Here is an 18794-nt window from a genome sequence, read left to right as displayed (position 1 = left end):
ATAAATTAAGTCCGCACTTGCTTAATAATCTGTTTTGCCCGGCTTCGTAAAGGCTTTGAGACTGTATATTGCAGGATAAAAGCAAGTAGAATAAGTCCGCCAATAAGCGCTGCAACAAGCAATAAATCTGTTCTCGACTTTTCCACCGTCTGCATATAAGGCAACAAAAGCAGTGTTGATCCAAGAATAAAGCCGCAAGGAATCAACACTGGTTTGAAAATCAGCTTGAATGAAATGGCAAATGAGATCTTCAGATATTTAAGCATAAAATAATAATAGGTTGCTCCTGCAATAAGAAAAGCGACTAATTTAAATAAAGCAAAGGACCGAAGTCCAAGGTAGTGAACTGATGTATATATTCCAATCCAAAAAATAAAAGGAAGTAAAGTGTTGACCAAATACATCTTCTTAATTTGTTCCGTAGCCATTAGTAAGATACCCGTGGGATAAGAAATAAAAGCCAAAAGATTACACAAAACGAGATATTGAGCGATAAGGATAGATTCTTCATACATTGTCCCAACCCAAGACATAACCAAAGGACCTGTCATCATACATACAGTCAAAATTGGCAGTATCACGACCGGAGCAAACAATGACGTAACTTGAAGATAAAATGCGCGCAGACCTTCTTCATTATTTTTACCGATAAAATGGTTAAATCTTGCATTAAATGGCGAAAAAAGAATGCCAAATATACTTCTGCTAAAGCTAAGAAGTGTTAATCCAATGGCATATATTGCGACTTCTTTCGCACCAAAAATTTTACCTATGGCAACCGAGTCAAGTTCATAATACAGTATCCAGGAAACTGTCATAAAAAGACTTGTAAAAGCTAAACTCTTGGTCTTTGTGAAGATATCCTGATTAAATCGGAAGGATCTGAGCACTGCAACATAATCATAATTAAATCGCTTTCTTACGACATACATCGTAATTAATAGCGTTAGCAAAGTGACAATTTGAGTAAACAGAAAATAGCCAACGATATCATAATGGCCTGATCTAAAAAACCAAAATACTGCACTAATTTTAATGATACTTGCAAGTGTATTCGTACGCTGAACAATGTAATCCGCGAGACGAATGCCACAGATCATCTGAAGCATACGCTGAAGTAGCGTCAATGGTGTCGAAAAAGCCAATATAAGCAAGAGTGATGAGGCCGTTTTGTAACTTGTAGTATCATCCAATCCGCTAATCATCAACTCAGGTTTTAAGCTCAATAAGGCAAAACCAATGACAAACAATAGTAGAAATAAAAACAATATGAAACTAGAAAAACCAATGACTTTAATTTCCTCAGTTCTATTATCTTGAGAAAAATATTCAGCAGCATATTTCTGAGCTGCATTAATAAAACCCAAGTCTGCATAAGCCAAAAAAATTGAGGTGGAGATACAAATCGTATATACCCCATAAAGCTGCGGGTTGGACGACAGAAAAGGGATCACGACAAACATGGAAAGAAAATTCAAAACCATCGAGACCCCTTGCCAAAGGTATATCTTAATATAATTTATGGTATAATTACCTGCCATGATACTCTTTTAACGTCTTTAGAAAAATCTCACTGGATCTTGTCCGCTCACTTTCAGACGATGTCAAGTAATCATAAAGATATGCATTGTATACATGCTCGTCAATTCTATTGATCTTAACCTCAGAAGATGAATAATCATCTATATTGACTAAGGCACTTTTCAGTTTAACTGAAAAATGAGCAATAAAAGAATCGTATTGGGGCATTATTTTTTTAATTGCTTCCGTTGTTAAGGTAATTACCGGTTTCTTATTTAAAACAGCAAAACTTTGGGATGTCGAAATGTGTGCCAAAACAAATTCACAATTACTTGTTAATTGGCTCGTCTTTCCAAAAATGACCTTTCGTCCATTAAATGGGTTCTTCGATTTGTACAACTCCGCCTTTGGATGTGCAGAAATCACAATAGGCAGCTGATACTTTTCTTCGATAACATCGAAAAATCTATTTAGTGTCGCGTAATATTCATCCGCATCCACGCTTTTTATTCCTAAAAGTTTAAAATCAGGATGGAAAGGAAGGTATTCATCCAAGAATAAACAAAACTTCCCTTCGATTATCGGTGTTTCGGAAAGATTTTCCAGTGCAGTATCATAGTCATGAGAATTAATTGCTATGATTTTTGATTGTTGCTTTTCTATATCAGCTGCTATTCCAACGGTTAGATAGCCAAAATTACCCGCAGAAAATACAATATCATAGGATTTAATATAACCTATCCGTTTTAACAATCCAGCATATTTATTCTTCGCAAACCTTGCTAAGGTACCTGGATTTAAGCTCTTCAAAATCTTCTCTGCCCAGGTACTTTCGCGATTCGAAACTGGCAACGCCCCACGCGCAAAAAATGAAATCGTACAGTCATATTTGGTCAGCAGCCGGAATAGATCAAGAACACGATATTCGTAAGTAATATGCAATACAAAAAAACATTCCTTTATCTGACATGCATCTAACTTAAGCACTAGCTCGTTTTTATCGCTAATTTTTATAATTCTTTTATCAACCACGCGATCATGGAGAACATTGGGGAAATAGATCATACTAAGATCCCAATATTCCACCTGAAAGCCATTATCATTTAGGATCGAAAAATAAAAATCTTTCACGACCTTATCTGTCAATGGCTGATATCCGATTACAATTACTTTTTTAATCATTCCCCGTCAAAATTCTACATATTATTCCTTCGATTCCCTGTCGACTAGATCGCAGTCCATCCGCCGTCAACCATTAGGTTGTGTCCCGTGATAAAAGAAGCATCGTCCGACAATAGAAAACTAATTGCAGGTGCAATCTCTTCAGGACGTCCCATCCTGCCCAGAGGCGACTTTTCGCTATATCGTTTGATGAAAGACGGATGTTGGTTTTTCTCGTCTATTATACCGCCGGGCGAGACACAGTTCACGCGCACATTATGCTTTCCATAGTACGAGGCCAAATATTTAGAGAAGTTGATCACGCCTCCTTTTATTGCAGCATAAGCTGCAGGTGAAGTGCCTCCATATTCCTCGTAGAGCGAAAAATCATTGCCGACAACACCATAAATGGACGCGATATTTACAATTGCACCTGATTGTTGGCCCTTCATAACCTCTAATACCTGTTGGCAGATGTAAAAAACAGCATTGAGTTGCATATCAACATTTTCCTGCCAAGATTCAAAAGGAATATCCTCAAATCTGGTTCCCCAATCGGCCGTTCTCGGATAGGCCAAATTGACTAATCCGTCAATTTTACCATATTTGTTCAATACATACGTCACCAATCGGTCAATATCGTTCTTTTGGGCAACATTGCTCTTAAAAAAGTCAACTTTGCTCTCCGCGTTCGTCCGCTGAACAATATCTGCGCCTATGACAAGAGCTCCTTTTCTTATTAAATCTGCAACTGTCAGCGAACCAATTAAACCTGAAGCACCAGTAACAATAATTACTTTACTATTTAATGAACTCATAATTACCTATTTTTATTTAAAACTATATTGTCCCAATTATGGGCCCGACTAATTATATTTTCTAAAAACAGGTTTAATAACTTTTGATTTTAAAAACTCCCCAATGTTACCTTCCAATGCTTTTTTAACTACTTCCAAAGAAGCCTGTACAGCATCTAAAGTTAGCGCCAGCTCTTTATCTTGATGGGCATATGACAATGCCAAATATGGCATCATTACGCCATTTTTGATCATTTCCTGCGCGAACAATGTCCTTAGCGGTAAAGAAACATTGTGCTCAGCATCCTTCACAACATAATTTGGTGAACAGGCAAATCCTTCAACATAGAAATTATTTGCGAGACCTAGACCGTTGGAAATATTATTCATTCCATCTGTCAATCTTTTTCCAAAATCCCAAAAATGCTGCACAACATTGTCGCGTTGAAGAACCTCCACTGTTTTAATAAATGCACCCAAAGCACTCATTTCTGCTCCATGCGTCGTTGAAGTTAAGAAAACCCTTTCAGCTCCCTCTTCCAAAATGCCGCCGATTTTCATTATTTCTCTCTTCCCCCCCAATGCCGCTACGGCAAAACCATTCGCCATTGCTTTGCCAAAAGTACAGAGGTCGGGTTCTATATCGAAATAAGATTGCGCACCTCTTAGGTCCCATCGGAATCCAGTAATCATTTCATCAAGAATAAATACTGCTCCGTTACGATGGCATAGATCTTTTACCTGATGTAAAAAATTATTAACTGGCCCTACCGTCGTTGTAGGCTCCATAATCACACCTGCAATTTGATCCGGAAATTGATCGAACAATAATTGCAATGACTGGATATCATTATAGTGGAACTTGCATGTAAATTGACCGAATTCGCTTGGAATTCCACGTTCCAGAACGGTTGAACCGATAAACCAATCGTCATAAGAAAAGAATGGCTGTTCATATGGAACCGCAATATATTTTCGACCTGTATAAGCACGCGCAAGCTTTACCGCAGCGCTAGTAACAGCAGAGCCATGTTTGGCAAACTTGACCATCTCGACGGAAGGCAATAAATCCACCATTAATTCAGCCGCGGCTAGCTCCGTCATAGAGGCCCGCGTCAGATTATTTCCCTTTAGAATTTCAGCATAACATGCGTCAGCAATTTCTTTATTTCCATATCCGATATTAACGGAACGTAATCCCATTCCAAAATCTAAGAATTTACGTCCCTGATCATCGAAAACATAACAGCCCTCCCCTCTTTCTAATATTGATGGTGCATTTTCCGGGAACTGATCGTCTCCACGCGAATATGTATGTGCTCCACCAGGAATTAATTCATGTAATCTATCTTTATAACTATTCATAACGTTTCTTTCTTTCAATAATAAACTCTGCAAATTCCCAATCCAAAGGTTCATCTATCTCTAGACCTGAGATCTCATCTACTTCATATGCGATTGTCTTATTCCCATAAAACGTATGTTCCGTCAGAAATTTCTCCCACCGGCATATATAAAACCCTCCGGAGGGAGTTATCTCTTTAACAAAATTCTGTCGACCTAGCCTTTGGTATTCATTAATATTAGAACAAAATTCATCCAGATATTTGGCATCTTTCTGCACGAATATTGTCGCAGGTCGCTGTTCTTTAACGGCAACAACACCATGTGCTTCTAAATCTTGCTCCAGCTCGTCAATGGCGGAGTCTATATCAGCTACTTTTATAAATGGTGAAGTAGGCTCTAATAAGCCGACAAGGTCATATTCCAAACCTCTTTCTTTAGCAAACTGCATGGCATGTAGTACCACATCACTAGAACTAGCATGATCAGTAGACAGTTCTTCCGGTCTTAAGAAAGGAGCCTCTAATCCGTACTCCTTAGCTATTACTCTGTATATCTCTGAATCTGTACTTAGCCAGATATCATGTGTAAAAGCGCTGTATTTAGCGGCTAAAAATCTATGGATCATTAAAGGATATCCGCCAAGATCTTTTATATTCTTATCTACAATAGATTTAGAGCCAGATCGAGCAGGAATTATCCACAAAATTTTTTTTCTCATTTTCAAAATTTAATATGTTTAATATCCTCCTGAGCCTTTTTAAAATCTTCATGTTTCCCAATATCCAACCAGTAACCATTGATCGGGTAAGTCACCAATTTTAGGTCCATTTCGATAATACGATCCATAAGATCCGTGATATCGAAAAATTTATCCTGCGGGATCATAGAAAGTAAATTTTTCTTTAAAATATAAATACCTGCATTGGAATAATAGGTATATCTAGGTTTCTCCTTTAATGATTTGACTGCATTATTTTCACTTACTTCCAACACGGCATAAGGCACATCTACATGATAGGACGTAGTGGCAACGATCATGTCCGCTTTAGCTTCTTGATATGTTTTGAAAAAATCATTAAAATCAATATTTGTCAATAGATCAGAGTTCATGATAATTATATCCTCATGTTCAAAATCTTCAACAAGTAGAACCGACCCTATAGTCCCTAGAGGCTTGGTCTCCCGTACATAATTGATTCGAATATCTTTTTGGCTACCATCTCCAAAATATTGCTCGAGTTGATCTCCTAAATAATTTATACTAATATTAATGGTATGGACACCAACCTCCTTTAGCCTATCAATATTATATTCAATAATTGGCTTTTCGCCGACGAGAAGCAAGGGTTTGGGCGTCTTCTCAGTCAGTGGACGCAGGCGTTTTCCTTCCCCACCAGCCATTAATACCGCATCAGCAGGAATAAGGGTCCTACGCTGACTAAAATCGAGTATATCGATAATCTGTTTTTCGCCATTAACAATTGGTATAATCTTTAAATGATCTTTCCGAAACTGGTCCAGCTTATTGAGATCGTATTCTCGCTCACGGATAAAAACCGGATTGGGCTGCACAAAATCCAACAAATTATTTTCAAAGTCCAAACCTCTAATAAACCCACGACGCAGGTCTCCATCAGTTAAAGATCCAAGCAATAAATTTTTTTCATCCACAACAAATAAAATCGATGAGGGTGAAATAAGATCCAACTTAATCAAGGCATCTCTGATGGACAAATCTTGGTGAATGGTATGTTTCTCTACGATATTCATATTAAATTGTGAAATTTTTTAACGGCTTTAAGATCAAGATGGGACTCTATAACAGCCAGAATCTGTTGTGCAGCACCTCCATTTTCATACGGAGAGACAACATTATTTAAACTCTCTTGGAAACTGAAAGTCTTGATGACTTCAAAAGCATTCAATATTTCGTTTTCTTCACAAGATACATTTACTACACTTGCCGCTTGTAAACGTCCACGTTGTCTGTCGCCAATATTTATTGTAGGTGTTTTTAAAGAAGGTGCTTCCAGAATACCACTAGAACTATTTCCTACTATAGCAGTACAAACCTTGACTAGCGATAGAAACCGCAGCGTGCCTAATGAAACATAAGCTGCCGCTTTACCTGGATTATCAGCAACATATTTATCAATCATTTGATTTATTACTCTTCCATCCGTATCAGCATTGGCTTTAGTAAAAACAAAAAAACTATCTTCCTGTTGATCTATTGCCTTTAGTAAGATCTGAAACTGTTCCGCAGAACTTAATTGCCCGAGTGTTTCTGGATGAAATGTTATTTGATAATTGTATCGCCTAAATGTGATATTTAATTCGCTTTCTAACTCTCTCCGGGTTAATAGATTTAAATTTTTAATATTATCCAATCCAATTGCCCCGACGTTGAATACGGTTTCAGGATTTTCCCCCATCTGGATCACGCGATTTCTGTATTCTCGTGTTGACGTGAAATGTAAATGGCTGAGCTTGGTTAGGGCATGTCTGATAGCATCATCATAAGCGCCTTCGGTAATCTCTCCTCCATGAATATGAACTATAGGAATTTTAAACATAGTAGCAGCAGAGGCAATAGCCAACATTTCATAACGATCACCCAAAAGTACCAATATATCAGGTTTGAGCCTCGGCAAGATCTCTGCCATTCCATTCAAAGCTAAGCCCATTGTTTTTACAATACCTGTAGAGGTGTCTGAAGACAGTAAAATCTCCAGTTTCTCATCAATCAAAAAACCATCGGCCTCAATTTGCTTATAGGTAAGTCCGAACTCGGCAGATAAGTGAGTACCAGTCGCAATAATTTGCAACAGCATCCTATCGGAATGTTGAATTAAATCCATCAATGGTCTTAAAAGACCGTACTCCGCTCGCGTAGCAGTAACAACACAAATTTTCTTCATCTAAACCTCGATTAAATCATCTTCATCAAAATTTCGATTGGCTATTTTACCTATAATTTCATCCCAATGCATCGGAGAAATTCCGGTTCCAGGTCTTTTGACCGTTAAGTTATCCTCCGATAACAATTCCCCTTTCTTGATACTCCTTGCAGCAACAATACTTTTGCGTGCTACTGCGATATTTTTTAATTCAGATTGGGAAGGCGTCTTTAGCCCATCTCCTTTCATCGCTAACTCAATATTCCGTATTGCAGCAACCATATTAACTAACTCAACAGGCTCCAGAGATGCCGCATGATCCGGACCCTGCATAGTTTTATCCAATGTAAAATGCTTCTCGATAATAGAGGCTCCTAAAGCGACCGCAGCAATTGGAACTTCTATTCCTAAAGTATGATCCGAATAGCCAACTTCTGTTTGAAATTGTTCCTTAATAGCTAGCATAGCTTTTAAATTGACATCTTCCAAAGGTGTCGGATACTCTGTATTACAATGTAAAATTGTAATATTGGAAATTCCTTCAGCCCGGAATACATCCACTGCGGATGAGATGTCATCCATTGTCGACATTCCAGTGGATAATATTACTTTCGAAAACAACTTTGCTGCTTTTCTTAAATAAGGTAGGTTTGTTATTTCCCCAGAAGGAATTTTAACCAACTCTAAACCAATGTCTTTCAAATATTGTAATGAATCCAAATCAAATGCGGTAGAGAAAAATTGTATTCCCTTACTTTTGCAATAATTGATTAGCGTTTCATGATCCTGAAGAGAAAGTTCTAATTTTTTCAGCATTGTATATTGCGAATCCTCTTCACCGCCCATATTTTGAATCTGATATTCGGCTTTTTTTGCATTTTTAGACACCAGTTTCTCTGCTTTGAAAGTCTGAAATTTAATATAATCTACTCCAGCATCAACAGCAGCATCAATAAGCCTAATCGCGTTATTTATATCGCCGTTATGATTTACGCCCGCTTCTGCAATAATCAATGTTTTTTTCATTACATCATTTTTTAGAAGGCCATCCCTTCTATAATAAATACTATTTATCGTACACTACTTGGAATATTAACGATACGCTGCTCCAAAAATTCCGCATTTACCTGCTCATCCCGGTAGCAATGCTGATACATAGGCAAGCGATAGGTCAGCGCCCATATTGGACGCGTCATGATACCCTTTTCGTTTGTTTCGCTCAAAAAGCGATCCCGTTGTGATTTATCTTCCAGTTCCACACACATCAACCAATAATTTGCCTTAGTTTCTGTTGTTTCAGTTCTAAAATTAACTCCAACAGATCTGAAAAAGTCGGCATATTCTCCCGCTAATTTTCGTTTATCAGCCAAAAAGGATTCTAGCATTTCCATTTGAGCACAGGCTAAGGCTGCATTTAAATTAGGCATCCTATAATTATAGCCTATTTCATCGTGAAAAAACTCGTAGGGATGAGGTCTTTTAGCTGTTGTTGTAAGATATTTGGCTTTCGCCCCTATTGCAAGATCATTTGTGACTAGCGCACCCCCACCGCCACAGGTAATTGTCTTATTCCCGTTAAAGGAAAAACAGCCGACTTGACCAATAGTCCCTGTATGCTTTCCTTTATAATAGCTTCCCAGCGACTCAGCAGCATCTTCGACCACTGGAATTTTCCATGCTGAGCAAACGCTAATCAGCTCATCCAAATGGACAGGAAAACCAAAAGTGTGCATAGGTACACATGCGGAAATCTTATTTCCGGTAATTTTATTATAACAAGCGTTTTCTCTTAACTCGCCATAATTTTCCAAGAAATTTCTAACAGCTTCTGGCGACAGGCCCATCGTATCGAGATCAACATCCAAAAATACGGGAACTGCATTGTTATAGGAGATCGCGTTGGCTGTTGCAATAAAGGAAAGCGCTTGCGTAATAACTTCGTCTCCTTTGGAAACGCCTACCAATCGTAACGCGACCTGTAAAGATGCGGTTCCATTTACAACAGCAACAGCTTTTGTCGCTCCCGTAAATTGTTCCATCTCACCTTCAAATTGATCCACATAAGCTCCTACAGAAGATACAAATGTTGAATCTATTGTATTTATTAAATATTCTTTTTCATTACCTCGAAATCTAGGTTCATGTAAAGGAATAAACTTATCGGTTCTATATTGTTCCTGTACAAAAGAAACAAACTGATTTATATTTTCCATCTCTACATTTTAGCATCTAAGTACCGCCCCATTTCTTTGTGTCCAAAATCTGGAAGCATATAAAAAAATAAATCTACAATCTCTTGTTTTGTCCACTTGCGATTACCTTTCATCTTTGAAATAGCTTCTTCAAAATCTTTCAGCTTGGTGGACTCGACATTCAATTCGTTTTTTATGATCCCCAGATTCTCGAAACGTTCCATATCCAATGTTTCCTTATCTGTAAAAAATTCCTCGAAATCCTTTTCACCTGTAGTATCGCTAACCGTAAAAAGACACGGCCATTTCCCCAACTGCGGCAATGTATCCATTAAGCTCCTTGCCTCATCCTCATTACTACAATAATGAGGTTCATAGCCTTTTTCCTGCAAATACTGAATAGCAATATCAGCAAAAGTGACTAAGTGCAGGCCCTCATTTAATTTTGGAAAAAAAATATCTCTATTTTCACCAAAAATACAAGACATCAGGCAAAGCTCTCCAGACTCCTTCGGAATAACAAAATATCTTTTGATATCATTTGGCGCGACAATTGGTTGCCTCTTTTCAATTCTTTTATTAAAACCATGTAACAGCGATCCATCTGAAAAAGCGACATTCGCAAATCTTGCTGTCGATATCACAATATCCTCACTTCTCCGCATCAAAAACATTTCCATTATTCGCTTCGACGCTCCCATCATATTCACAGGATTAGCAGCTTTATCTGTTGATACACAAAAATATTTTTTAACACCTTTTCCGGCTGCTTGAGCTAGTGTTTTATCTGTATTGAATATATTTACATCAATCATACGCATCAATGTATAGGGGTCTTTCTCACTACGAACATGTTTCAGCGCAGAAAGATTTAATACATAATCATATGCACCGTCTGCCTCCCAAAAAGCATCATATTCTATAGAGCCTATATCAAGTGCAAATGTCTGAAAATCACCATCTATATAACCAAAGGAACTTCTAATATCACGGACCAGCTCAACCATGTTGTTTTCACTGATATCAACCACATGCAGCTTTATTGGGTTTCGCTTAAAAATCTCTTTTACAGTAGCTTGACCTATGGATCCAGCACCACCAATCACAAGGAATCGAGATTGAGAAACAATCTCCCTTAGTCTCGATTCATAGGTATTAATATCCTGCTCAAACAGCTCTTGACTTCTTCCTATAAGTTTTAATATATTCATCTTGATTTTTAATTCGCAATTACACTTGTATACAATCTCTTTATTGTAAACCAAATTATGGCGAGCAACCCAAACAAAAATGCTCCAATTACAGGCGCTTTAATAAGACCTACTTTTTTCTTCTCCAACGGATAGACGGGGGTATCCACAGTCTGTATTAAAGGAGCCTCCTTCATTAGTGCCATTTTTGACATTTCAAGATTTTGCACCAATTGACCTAAAATAGCCTTATTGGTTTCCGCAGAAAACTGTGACCTCTGGGAAGGGACTATACGTTGAACCTGCCTTGTAGGGTTTAAATTTGGAGTAGCATCTATTACAGCAGCAGCTGTACTGATGCTGCCGTACATGACAGCCCTTACCGAATCTGTTTTATGCTGCAATATTTCAATATTATTTAATGATTTTTTTGTCTTAGTTGCTAAATAGAATGCGTTTACTTCGTTTACAAGTGCCTCATTAAATTCCTTTGCAAAGATCTCATCTTCGGATTTAACATCAACTTTTATTATCGATAATTTTGAGCTAGGTTTGGCTACTGATAAGCTTCCTTTATTGATGTCCTTAATTATTTTCTGTAGAATACTATCTCTATCTCTTTGTAAACCTACCTGATTATTTTTTCGAAAGTCAATTTCCATCAAGACAGGCTTTTTAGATTTCCAATCCTTTTTCATCTCACTTACATCTAAATAACGATCAATCAAAAGTTTGGAACTATCGCTCTTTAAGGGTGTAAGTAATGCCGCTTCCAGCATCTTACGGGATTTATAGAGCTCAAGAAGGTTATCACCCTGAAATATCCCTCCACTACCTCCGCCCAAATCGATGCCCACCATAGCTGCAACTCCTGCATATTGCCCTAGGCCGCCAGCAGCTTTTTCACCGGATTCTAAAACGAAAGTAGTCGTTGCAGTAAATACAGGCTTGGTAAATTTAGCATATAGAATCCCCGCTCCTGCTCCAACAAAACCAGCAATCAATAATATATACCATTTAGAAGTAAAATATTTTACCCAGTCTTGGAGAGCTAATATAACCTCTTTTACGCCAAGTGCTTTCTCTTTTTTATTTGCCTCTGTTGCCATTATCGTTAACTTATTTAAACAAACTAATGATAATAGCCAATGTTGAAGCTATCCCTGTACCTATTCCAATCCAAGCCTGTGAGGTTAATTTTTCACGAGGAGCCCTTTTTGGAACCACTATTTCAGCTCCCGGCTTCACTTCAGGATAACCACCGTCTTTGCCTTTTACAGCTCCGTTTGCATATTGAACAAAGACACGTTTCTTCAATGCATTATCCGTAAAGCCTCCTGCCTGGTTTACATAGTATTTTAAACTTTTACCTTTAACATAGACGACGTTGTTTGGATTCAGGACCTCCCCCACAACTTTTACGGTTTCCAATTCTTTCGGCACATTAATAATATCGCCGTCTAAAACGAGAAGGTCTCCTTTTTCATAGGGCTTCTCTAAAATTTTATTCAGTTCAATCCCGACAAGGTCGCTCGGTTCAATATCCGAAGCAGACATCCCCTGTTGTGAGACCTTCGCTAAAGCGGAGTTTTTTGCTTTGGAACCATCGTTATTCTTTTCGATATCTTTATAAGCAACTTTCTCTAGGCTAGTATCTTTTTTATTACCGTCTTCATCTAAGTCATCCTTTTCCAATTCTTTCTTCAATCGCTCCTTTTCTTTTTTCTCTTCTGCTTTCAATTTAGACATCCCCGTACGTTTCAAAGAAGCTCCCTCTGTATAGGCATATGGTGTAAGCCCCCCTGCTCGTTTAATAATATCCGAAATACGTTCATCTTCACGTGCAATGGTGTAAAAGCCCGGATAAAGCACTTCACCTTCGATTTTCACCTGACGTTGGGTACGGAAACCGGCATCTCCTAAAATAGAGATGACATCATAAGGCTCCAGCGTCAAATTAGGATCTGTGAGTACACCTTCTTTAATATCGACCAAAATAGTCTTCGAAGATCGATGATCAGTAACGTCTAAGTTTTGAATACGACGGGCAATTTCTACGCGTGCATTTTTTGCCGCCTCAGTAAGCCCTCCTGCCTTTTGAATAACATCGCCTAAAGTTGCATTACTCGCAAAAGGGAAATCACCCGGAAAGCGTACCTCCCCTTGCACAGTGAATTTATACTCATCCCTTAAGTCAAAAATAGAGGCAATTTCAATCTTATCCTCTCTCTTGAGCGGAATATCCGCTGTGGTGCCAGCGAGTATGTCTCTTACATTGAAATTGATCAGCTCCGAAGTATTATCTGCTTTCAAGCGATTGATCATTCCGCGTTCCAAAAAGGCATCTTCGCGTACACCATCGGCCATTTCCAAGACTTGTTTTAACGTCATCCCTGGTTCTAAACCGAAGATCCCGGGACGAAATACCGCGCCTAAAACACTGATGCGATTGGCAAAACGTTCCAATATCGGTTCTACGATATACTGATCGCCACCTTTGGGTGTATAGTTTGCAAACTGGTCAGCATAGATATCCTGAACACTGCGTTCGCGACCTGTTGTTTGAAGTACTTTAATTTTGGCATTATACGCATTCTCTGTAAAGTCGCCAGCATAACGCAAGATATCCGATAGCGACTCTCCAGGCACCGTTTCAAAGATTGCCGGACGTTTTACCTCGCCTTCAAACTGCACTCTCGCTCCATATACGGGTATATGGATAATATCTTGATCTTGCAGACGGATATTTCCCTGTTGTATACCATTTGCCAAGAAATCATAGACATCGATGGTGCTTACCACACGATTGCCGCGGATCACCTGAATTTTACGGTACGTTCCGTTTTTATTGGGTCCTCCAGAGGCATACAACGCATTAAATACCGTTGCCAATGAAGGCAGGCTATAGGTTCCCGGTTTTGTAACAGCACCTGTCAATGTCACACGAATCGTGCGTATATTGCCAATGTTAACGCTGACCTGGGTTCTTCCCGAACGTAGCGCGGGATAAGTCCCGCTCAGACGCTGCTCAATCTTACTTTTTGCCGCCGCCACTGATAATCCTGCTACATTGATCTGGCCAACATATTCCACCTTGATGGTTCCATCTGGACTTACCGGGAGCTGATAGGAGGCTTCATTATCTCCGGTGATATCCAACAAGATTTCATCATCTGGTCCAATAATATAGGAACTTGGTGTAGCCATACGCAAGTTCGGTTCAAAGGTAATGGCGTTATTCTTAAAGAGATCAGAACCAAAAATTTTTAGCTTTCCCGCCTCATTTTCAATGGAATCCCGTTTATTTAATTGTTTGCTCTGCAACGAGTCTGTATTGGAATTCCCGCTTACTTGGCGGCCATTATTTCGGCCATTAGCAGCACCAGTTGTTCTTCCTTTTAATTGCTCAGGCTGTTGCTTCTTGCGTTTAATTGTAGCCAACCGTTCTTTAAGCTTCTGCACCTCAACAGCAGACACACCCTGTGCCCGGGCAAAACCATCCAGCTGACTTTCATCGTAGCCCATTAATGCGGCCTGTTTCACATATTGCTCAATCTGAGCATCACTAAGATTATCAACTTTTATATTCGCCGGATTGGTTTGAGCCTGTATGGTACCCACAAATCCTGCTATACATAACCATAATATTATTCTTTTCATTCGATATGTCGGCATTTTGCCGCAAAATTAGTAAAACTATTTAATTAAATGGTTTAAAAATTTACCCAATAGAGGCCCTCTTTCCTATTTTACACCTCATTTAACCTCGTTGAGTGAAGGATTTATCAAATTTCTATAACGTACTTACAGGGGGATTCGCTACTTTCTGATTTTAATTAGTACACTATAATAAATACGAATAACGATATTCCACTGTGCATCAACATATTTCAAATCTGTTCGAGGCACTACTACATGATAACTTCTTATTCTTTTGGTCAATAAAAACCTACAGAATAGGATTAGATTCTTTCAAGTAGAATCCTGAAAGTTTTATTAACTTCGTAAAGTTAAGCATAAATTAAATGAAAAGACCAAACTTTAGTCTTTGGTTATGTATAGGTGTAGTAGCCCTGTTCTATTGCTCCTGCAAAGACAATACAAAAGGAAAACAAAAAGTCGATCTGGTAAAACAAGACGAAAAACCTGTGAGCACTGCAGACAGCACCTTATTTCATTTCTGGGATAAATTTGACATGCAGGATACTGCACTGGTAAAAAATCCAGAAAAAGGCGAACAACAGCTTGCTGATTTTCTTCAGCTCTTGGCCCAGCATCCAGATTCTGCAACAAGAGATAAAGCGATCGATCTGATGCTGGACAAGGCAAAAGTCAATCGGACAAGCTTTGACTATTTCATTAAACAATATGAACATTACCTGTATGATGGCAATTCTCCGATGCGGAATGATATCGTCTACGAATCCGTATTACGCTATCTGATCAAAACGGATTTACTTTCCGATCTGGAGAAAGAAGCCTATAGGCCGACTTACAAATTGGTGCTCCGAAATAAAGAGGGAAAAACTGCCGAAGACTTTACTTATGAACTAGCAAATGGGGAAAAACAACAATTATCGGATACAAAATCAAAATATACCTTCTTGATCTTTTACGATCCGGATTGCTCGCATTGCAAAGAAACTATTCATCAGCTTCGTGATACACCACAATTGGTGCAGCTCTTTTCACAATTACAGGTGCAGGTAGTCGCTATCGACCCTTGGGGAGATCGCACGAAGTGGAAAAATTATCAATCACAGCTGTCCGACCAATGGATCAATGGTTTCGACAGCGAAAGTAAAATACTGTCTTTCAATTTATACGACCTCAAAGCTTCCCCAACGATTTACCTGTTGGATGAAAATAAAAAGGTCCTATTAAAAGACACCTATTTGCAGCAGGTCATTGCTTATTTTGTAAAAACCAATTCTTAGTTGATGGCTGAAAACACAAGCAACAACAAAACACGGGTTATTTCAAATGAAGACTATTTTGCCGAGGTGCAACGCGTCCTTCGTGAAGGCAAGGAGGTCCGCATACGCGTGAAGGGAAATAGCATGCGTCCATTTATCCAGGATGGGGATACAGTATTATTGCAGGCTTATCGGGGACAACCGCTTGCTTTAGGCAGCAATATACTAGCCAAAGACAAAGATAAATTTGTCTTTCACCGTTTTGTCGGCAAGAGAAACAACCAATATGTATTAGCGGGAGACGGAAATCTTGTACTCCGCGAATATATAGCTGCTAAAGACATTATCGCCATTGCTTATATGCATTATCCACAGGATAAAGATAAATCCATAGCTATAGACGGCCCCTGGGCAAGGTTACGTGGCTTATGCTGGTACCATATTCGGTTGTTACGTCGTATAGTCGCCAAATTGAACCACTAAGACAAAAAATCGTTAACTTCGACTTAAAACAACAAAAAGAGTATACAATCTGGTTGCTATGGTTTCGCGATAAATAAGTTTATTGGTAGGTAGCGGAAGGATCGATAAACTGCCAAGCTATCCCGATTGCTCCAGAAGAACAGATAAGAATGAATAATTACTTTTATATGTTACGCAATTATATTGCATATAAAAGTAATTTATCTAAGTTTGAAAGAATATGCTTTACTTTATACATAACAATGACATATCGCGCATCCAGCATTAAAGCATAAACAAGTTTGAATTATCTGGACGCTGCTTATGCCCATTAAAAACACATTATTAATATGAAATTAAGATCGGATTTAGTTTTGAGAACAATTGGTGCAGATCATTTGATTGTGGATCCTAGCCAGGATATGGTTGACTTATCAACAGTTTATACGCTAAATAGCTCTGCAGCATGGCTGTGGGAACAACTCAAAGGAAAAGAATTCAATAATGACACAATCGTTGACTTACTTTGTGAGAATTATGACGTAGACATCGAACAGGCAAAATCCGATGCAGAAATCCTTCTTCAAGACTTCCAAAAACAGGGATTATTGGAAAAATGAACAACAATAGCCTGAAGCAACACCTGCGCTGGGCTTGGTCGGTTAGCCAGGGATACCGAAGCAAATTGGTCCTTTATTTCATACTGGAACTGATATGTATTGGACTTTCCCTAGCTTTCGTTTTCCTGTCCAAAAAAGCGGTAGACACGGCTACATCACATGCAGATTTACCCCTGAAATGGCTGCTTATTGGCATTGTGGGCAGTATTGCGTTAAATGTTGGCATCAAGGGGTACTCGGGGCGCATGATGGAGCAGATCAAATTGATGATCACCCTTCAATTGCAGCGAACAATGCTCGATGCCCAAATGCTCTCTGTTTGGAAATTAATTAAAAACTGGCATACGGGTGACATTCAGATCCGTATTCAGACAGACTGTGAGGAAGTCGCCAATACCATTGCCAATACATTTTTGTCTTTTATATTGACCACAATCCAGCTATTGGCGTCAGTTGGTTTTCTTTGGTATATGGACCCGATGTTGGCGTTGATGATCCTGGCCATATCCCCTCTTTTTGTCTTTTCAAAATTGTACTTCCGCAAAATGCGGAAGCTCAGTAAGGAAGTCAAGGAAGAGGAAAGCAATTTCTCAAAGGTTTTACAGGAAAACCTACGTTTTCGTCTGCTCATTCGGGCAATGGGCATCTTCCCAAAAAGAAGAGAGAAACTCTTGGCGAGCCAGCACCAATTATTTTTGTTGAAAATACGCCAGCTTAACTTCTCTACATATACACAGGGAGCCATGAAGGTCGCCATGAATGCCGGTTATTTGGTTGCTTTTATCTGGGGTATTTACCGATTGCAGTCTGGCCAGATTTCATTCGGAACAATGACTGCTTTCCTACAATTGGTCGCAAGAATACAGTCACCCATTCTCGCATTGATTGCCTATATTCCGGGCTTTGTGCGATTCCGTGTATCTGCAGATCGACTGTTGGAATTGCAGGCAGGAGAAATCGAACCACAGGTGACGCAGCAACGCCTTCATGAGACACAGGAGCTTCGGATAAACGACCTCTCCTTCCGTTATGAAGATAAATGGGTTTTACAAAATTTAAACCTTTCCTTAAAAGCTGGCGAGCCCACTGCTATCATTGGACCAAGTGGAAAAGGGAAAACGACGTTAATACGTTTGCTGCTCGCACTGCTTAAAGCAGAGAAAGGAGCAATTACACTCATCGATCGGAAAGGCGAGCAGGAATTAACGGCCAGCCATCGTATCAATCTTGCTTATATTCCCCAAGGCAATTCGCTCTTTAGCGGGACCATTCGTGAAAATTTACTTCTCCATGTTGAACAAGAGCGAACAATGGATATGCAAAAAGCATTGTGGCTCGCCTGTGCAGAATTTGTATTCGACCTACCCGACGGAATCGATACCGTCGTCGGTGAATCTGGCATAGGCCTATCGGAAGGACAGGCACAACGCGTTGCCATTGCCCGGGCACTTATGCACGACGGTGATATTTGGCTCTTCGATGAGGTGACCTCTGCACTGGACAAAACAACATCTGACACGTTAATACAGCGACTATTAACACATGGAAAGCACAAAATCTGCTTGTTTGTAACACATGACCTACACTTGGCCGAAAAATGCCAGCAACGTATTTATCTAGATTAAGTATTGGCCGGACAAACATAGCGGATCAACAAAACGAGTATTCATACAGTAAACATTAACAAA

At 39.1% G+C, this 18794-nt stretch carries 16 protein-coding genes; 4 read left to right on the top strand and 12 right to left on the bottom strand.

Going from position 1 to position 18794, the window contains the following annotated elements; translation table 11 throughout:
- Window positions 1-5 precede the first annotated feature (5 nt).
- The 12 genes from ACLCDV_RS00680 to ACLCDV_RS00625 are packed head-to-tail and all read right to left on the bottom strand — an operon-like array spanning window position 6 to window position 14768.
- Window positions 6-1541, bottom strand: coding sequence for a lipopolysaccharide biosynthesis protein (locus tag ACLCDV_RS00680; RefSeq protein WP_411972633.1), 1536 nt, complete (start codon window positions 1539-1541; stop codon window positions 6-8).
- Window positions 1531-2703: a hypothetical protein gene (locus tag ACLCDV_RS00675; protein WP_411972632.1), complete on the bottom strand. Its 1173-nt coding sequence runs from the start codon at window positions 2701-2703 to the stop codon at window positions 1531-1533. The genes ACLCDV_RS00680 and ACLCDV_RS00675 overlap by 11 nt, the downstream gene beginning before the upstream one ends.
- Before the next feature lie 44 nt (window positions 2704-2747).
- Window positions 2748-3500, bottom strand: coding sequence for an SDR family oxidoreductase (locus ACLCDV_RS00670; protein ID WP_411972631.1), 753 nt, complete (start codon window positions 3498-3500; stop codon window positions 2748-2750).
- 48 nt (window positions 3501-3548) lie between these two features.
- The gene (locus ACLCDV_RS00665) at window positions 3549-4844 is read right to left on the bottom strand and encodes a glutamate-1-semialdehyde 2,1-aminomutase (RefSeq protein WP_411972630.1); all 1296 of its coding nucleotides are present in this window, start codon (window positions 4842-4844) and stop codon (window positions 3549-3551) included.
- Complete coding sequence (locus ACLCDV_RS00660; RefSeq protein ID WP_411972629.1) at window positions 4837-5544, bottom strand: cytidylyltransferase domain-containing protein; 708 nt, start codon at window positions 5542-5544, stop codon at window positions 4837-4839. The genes ACLCDV_RS00665 and ACLCDV_RS00660 overlap by 8 nt, the downstream gene beginning before the upstream one ends.
- A gap of 2 nt (window positions 5545-5546) precedes the next feature.
- Complete coding sequence (locus tag ACLCDV_RS00655) at window positions 5547-6596, bottom strand: nucleotidyltransferase family protein (RefSeq protein ID WP_411972628.1); 1050 nt, start codon at window positions 6594-6596, stop codon at window positions 5547-5549.
- Entirely contained in the window at window positions 6593-7747 is a 1155-nt protein-coding gene (neuC, locus tag ACLCDV_RS00650; protein ID WP_411972627.1) for a UDP-N-acetylglucosamine 2-epimerase, read from the bottom strand. The genes ACLCDV_RS00655 and neuC overlap by 4 nt, the downstream gene beginning before the upstream one ends.
- Window positions 7748-8752, bottom strand: coding sequence for an N-acetylneuraminate synthase (gene neuB / locus ACLCDV_RS00645; RefSeq protein ID WP_411972626.1), 1005 nt, complete (start codon window positions 8750-8752; stop codon window positions 7748-7750). It abuts the gene before it with no gap.
- 44 nt (window positions 8753-8796) lie between these two features.
- Entirely contained in the window at window positions 8797-9939 is a 1143-nt protein-coding gene (locus ACLCDV_RS00640; RefSeq protein ID WP_411972625.1) for a LegC family aminotransferase, read from the bottom strand.
- Between the two features lie 2 nt (window positions 9940-9941).
- Window positions 9942-11129, bottom strand: coding sequence for a UDP-N-acetylglucosamine 4,6-dehydratase (locus ACLCDV_RS00635; protein ID WP_411972624.1), 1188 nt, complete (start codon window positions 11127-11129; stop codon window positions 9942-9944).
- Window positions 11130-11137: 8 nt separating this feature from the next.
- Entirely contained in the window at window positions 11138-12217 is a 1080-nt protein-coding gene (locus ACLCDV_RS00630; RefSeq protein ID WP_411972623.1) for a lipopolysaccharide biosynthesis protein, read from the bottom strand.
- Window positions 12218-12227: 10 nt separating this feature from the next.
- Complete coding sequence (locus ACLCDV_RS00625) at window positions 12228-14768, bottom strand: SLBB domain-containing protein (protein WP_411972622.1); 2541 nt, start codon at window positions 14766-14768, stop codon at window positions 12228-12230.
- 365 nt (window positions 14769-15133) lie between these two features.
- Between ACLCDV_RS00625 and ACLCDV_RS00620 the strand changes: the two genes are divergently transcribed.
- The 4 genes from ACLCDV_RS00620 to ACLCDV_RS00605 all read left to right on the top strand — a co-directional run bounded on the left by ACLCDV_RS00620 (window position 15134) and on the right by ACLCDV_RS00605 (window position 18731).
- Window positions 15134-16045, top strand: coding sequence for a DUF5106 domain-containing protein (locus ACLCDV_RS00620; protein WP_411972621.1), 912 nt, complete (start codon window positions 15134-15136; stop codon window positions 16043-16045).
- Between the two features lie 3 nt (window positions 16046-16048).
- A complete protein-coding gene (locus tag ACLCDV_RS00615) occupies window positions 16049-16507 on the top strand; it encodes a S24 family peptidase (protein ID WP_411972620.1) in 459 nt (152 codons plus the stop codon).
- A 329-nt stretch (window positions 16508-16836) separates the two neighbouring features.
- The gene (locus tag ACLCDV_RS00610) at window positions 16837-17106 is read left to right on the top strand and encodes a PqqD family protein (protein ID WP_317668902.1); all 270 of its coding nucleotides are present in this window, start codon (window positions 16837-16839) and stop codon (window positions 17104-17106) included.
- Entirely contained in the window at window positions 17103-18731 is a 1629-nt protein-coding gene (locus ACLCDV_RS00605; protein ID WP_411972619.1) for an ABC transporter ATP-binding protein, read from the top strand. The genes ACLCDV_RS00610 and ACLCDV_RS00605 overlap by 4 nt, the downstream gene beginning before the upstream one ends.
- The last annotated feature ends 63 nt before the right edge of the window (window positions 18732-18794 follow it).

Source organism: Sphingobacterium sp. Lzh-3, assembly GCF_046764375.1.
Classification (GTDB): Bacteria; Bacteroidota; Bacteroidia; order Sphingobacteriales; family Sphingobacteriaceae; genus Sphingobacterium.
This window is presented reverse-complemented; position numbering and strand designations above follow the sequence as displayed.

Excerpts from the sequence above, each read along its gene's own strand:
- ACLCDV_RS00680 (WP_411972633.1), bottom strand. The coding sequence starts at position 1,541 with ATGGCAGGTAATTATACCATAAATTATATTAAGATATACCTTTGGCAA.
- ACLCDV_RS00675 (WP_411972632.1), bottom strand. The coding sequence starts at position 2,703 with ATGATTAAAAAAGTAATTGTAATCGGATATCAGCCATTGACAGATAAG.
- ACLCDV_RS00670 (WP_411972631.1), bottom strand. The coding sequence starts at position 3,500 with ATGAGTTCATTAAATAGTAAAGTAATTATTGTTACTGGTGCTTCAGGT.
- ACLCDV_RS00665 (WP_411972630.1), bottom strand. The coding sequence starts at position 4,844 with ATGAATAGTTATAAAGATAGATTACATGAATTAATTCCTGGTGGAGCA.
- ACLCDV_RS00660 (WP_411972629.1), bottom strand. The coding sequence starts at position 5,544 with ATGAGAAAAAAAATTTTGTGGATAATTCCTGCTCGATCTGGCTCTAAA.
- ACLCDV_RS00655 (WP_411972628.1), bottom strand. The coding sequence starts at position 6,596 with ATGAATATCGTAGAGAAACATACCATTCACCAAGATTTGTCCATCAGA.
- neuC (WP_411972627.1), bottom strand. The coding sequence starts at position 7,747 with ATGAAGAAAATTTGTGTTGTTACTGCTACGCGAGCGGAGTACGGTCTT.
- neuB (WP_411972626.1), bottom strand. The coding sequence starts at position 8,752 with ATGAAAAAAACATTGATTATTGCAGAAGCGGGCGTAAATCATAACGGC.
- ACLCDV_RS00640 (WP_411972625.1), bottom strand. The coding sequence starts at position 9,939 with ATGGAAAATATAAATCAGTTTGTTTCTTTTGTACAGGAACAATATAGA.
- ACLCDV_RS00635 (WP_411972624.1), bottom strand. The coding sequence starts at position 11,129 with ATGAATATATTAAAACTTATAGGAAGAAGTCAAGAGCTGTTTGAGCAG.
- ACLCDV_RS00630 (WP_411972623.1), bottom strand. The coding sequence starts at position 12,217 with ATGGCAACAGAGGCAAATAAAAAAGAGAAAGCACTTGGCGTAAAAGAG.
- ACLCDV_RS00625 (WP_411972622.1), bottom strand. The coding sequence starts at position 14,768 with ATGAAAAGAATAATATTATGGTTATGTATAGCAGGATTTGTGGGTACC.
- ACLCDV_RS00620 (WP_411972621.1), top strand. The coding sequence starts at position 15,134 with ATGAAAAGACCAAACTTTAGTCTTTGGTTATGTATAGGTGTAGTAGCC.
- ACLCDV_RS00615 (WP_411972620.1), top strand. The coding sequence starts at position 16,049 with ATGGCTGAAAACACAAGCAACAACAAAACACGGGTTATTTCAAATGAA.
- ACLCDV_RS00610 (WP_317668902.1), top strand. The coding sequence starts at position 16,837 with ATGAAATTAAGATCGGATTTAGTTTTGAGAACAATTGGTGCAGATCAT.
- ACLCDV_RS00605 (WP_411972619.1), top strand. The coding sequence starts at position 17,103 with ATGAACAACAATAGCCTGAAGCAACACCTGCGCTGGGCTTGGTCGGTT.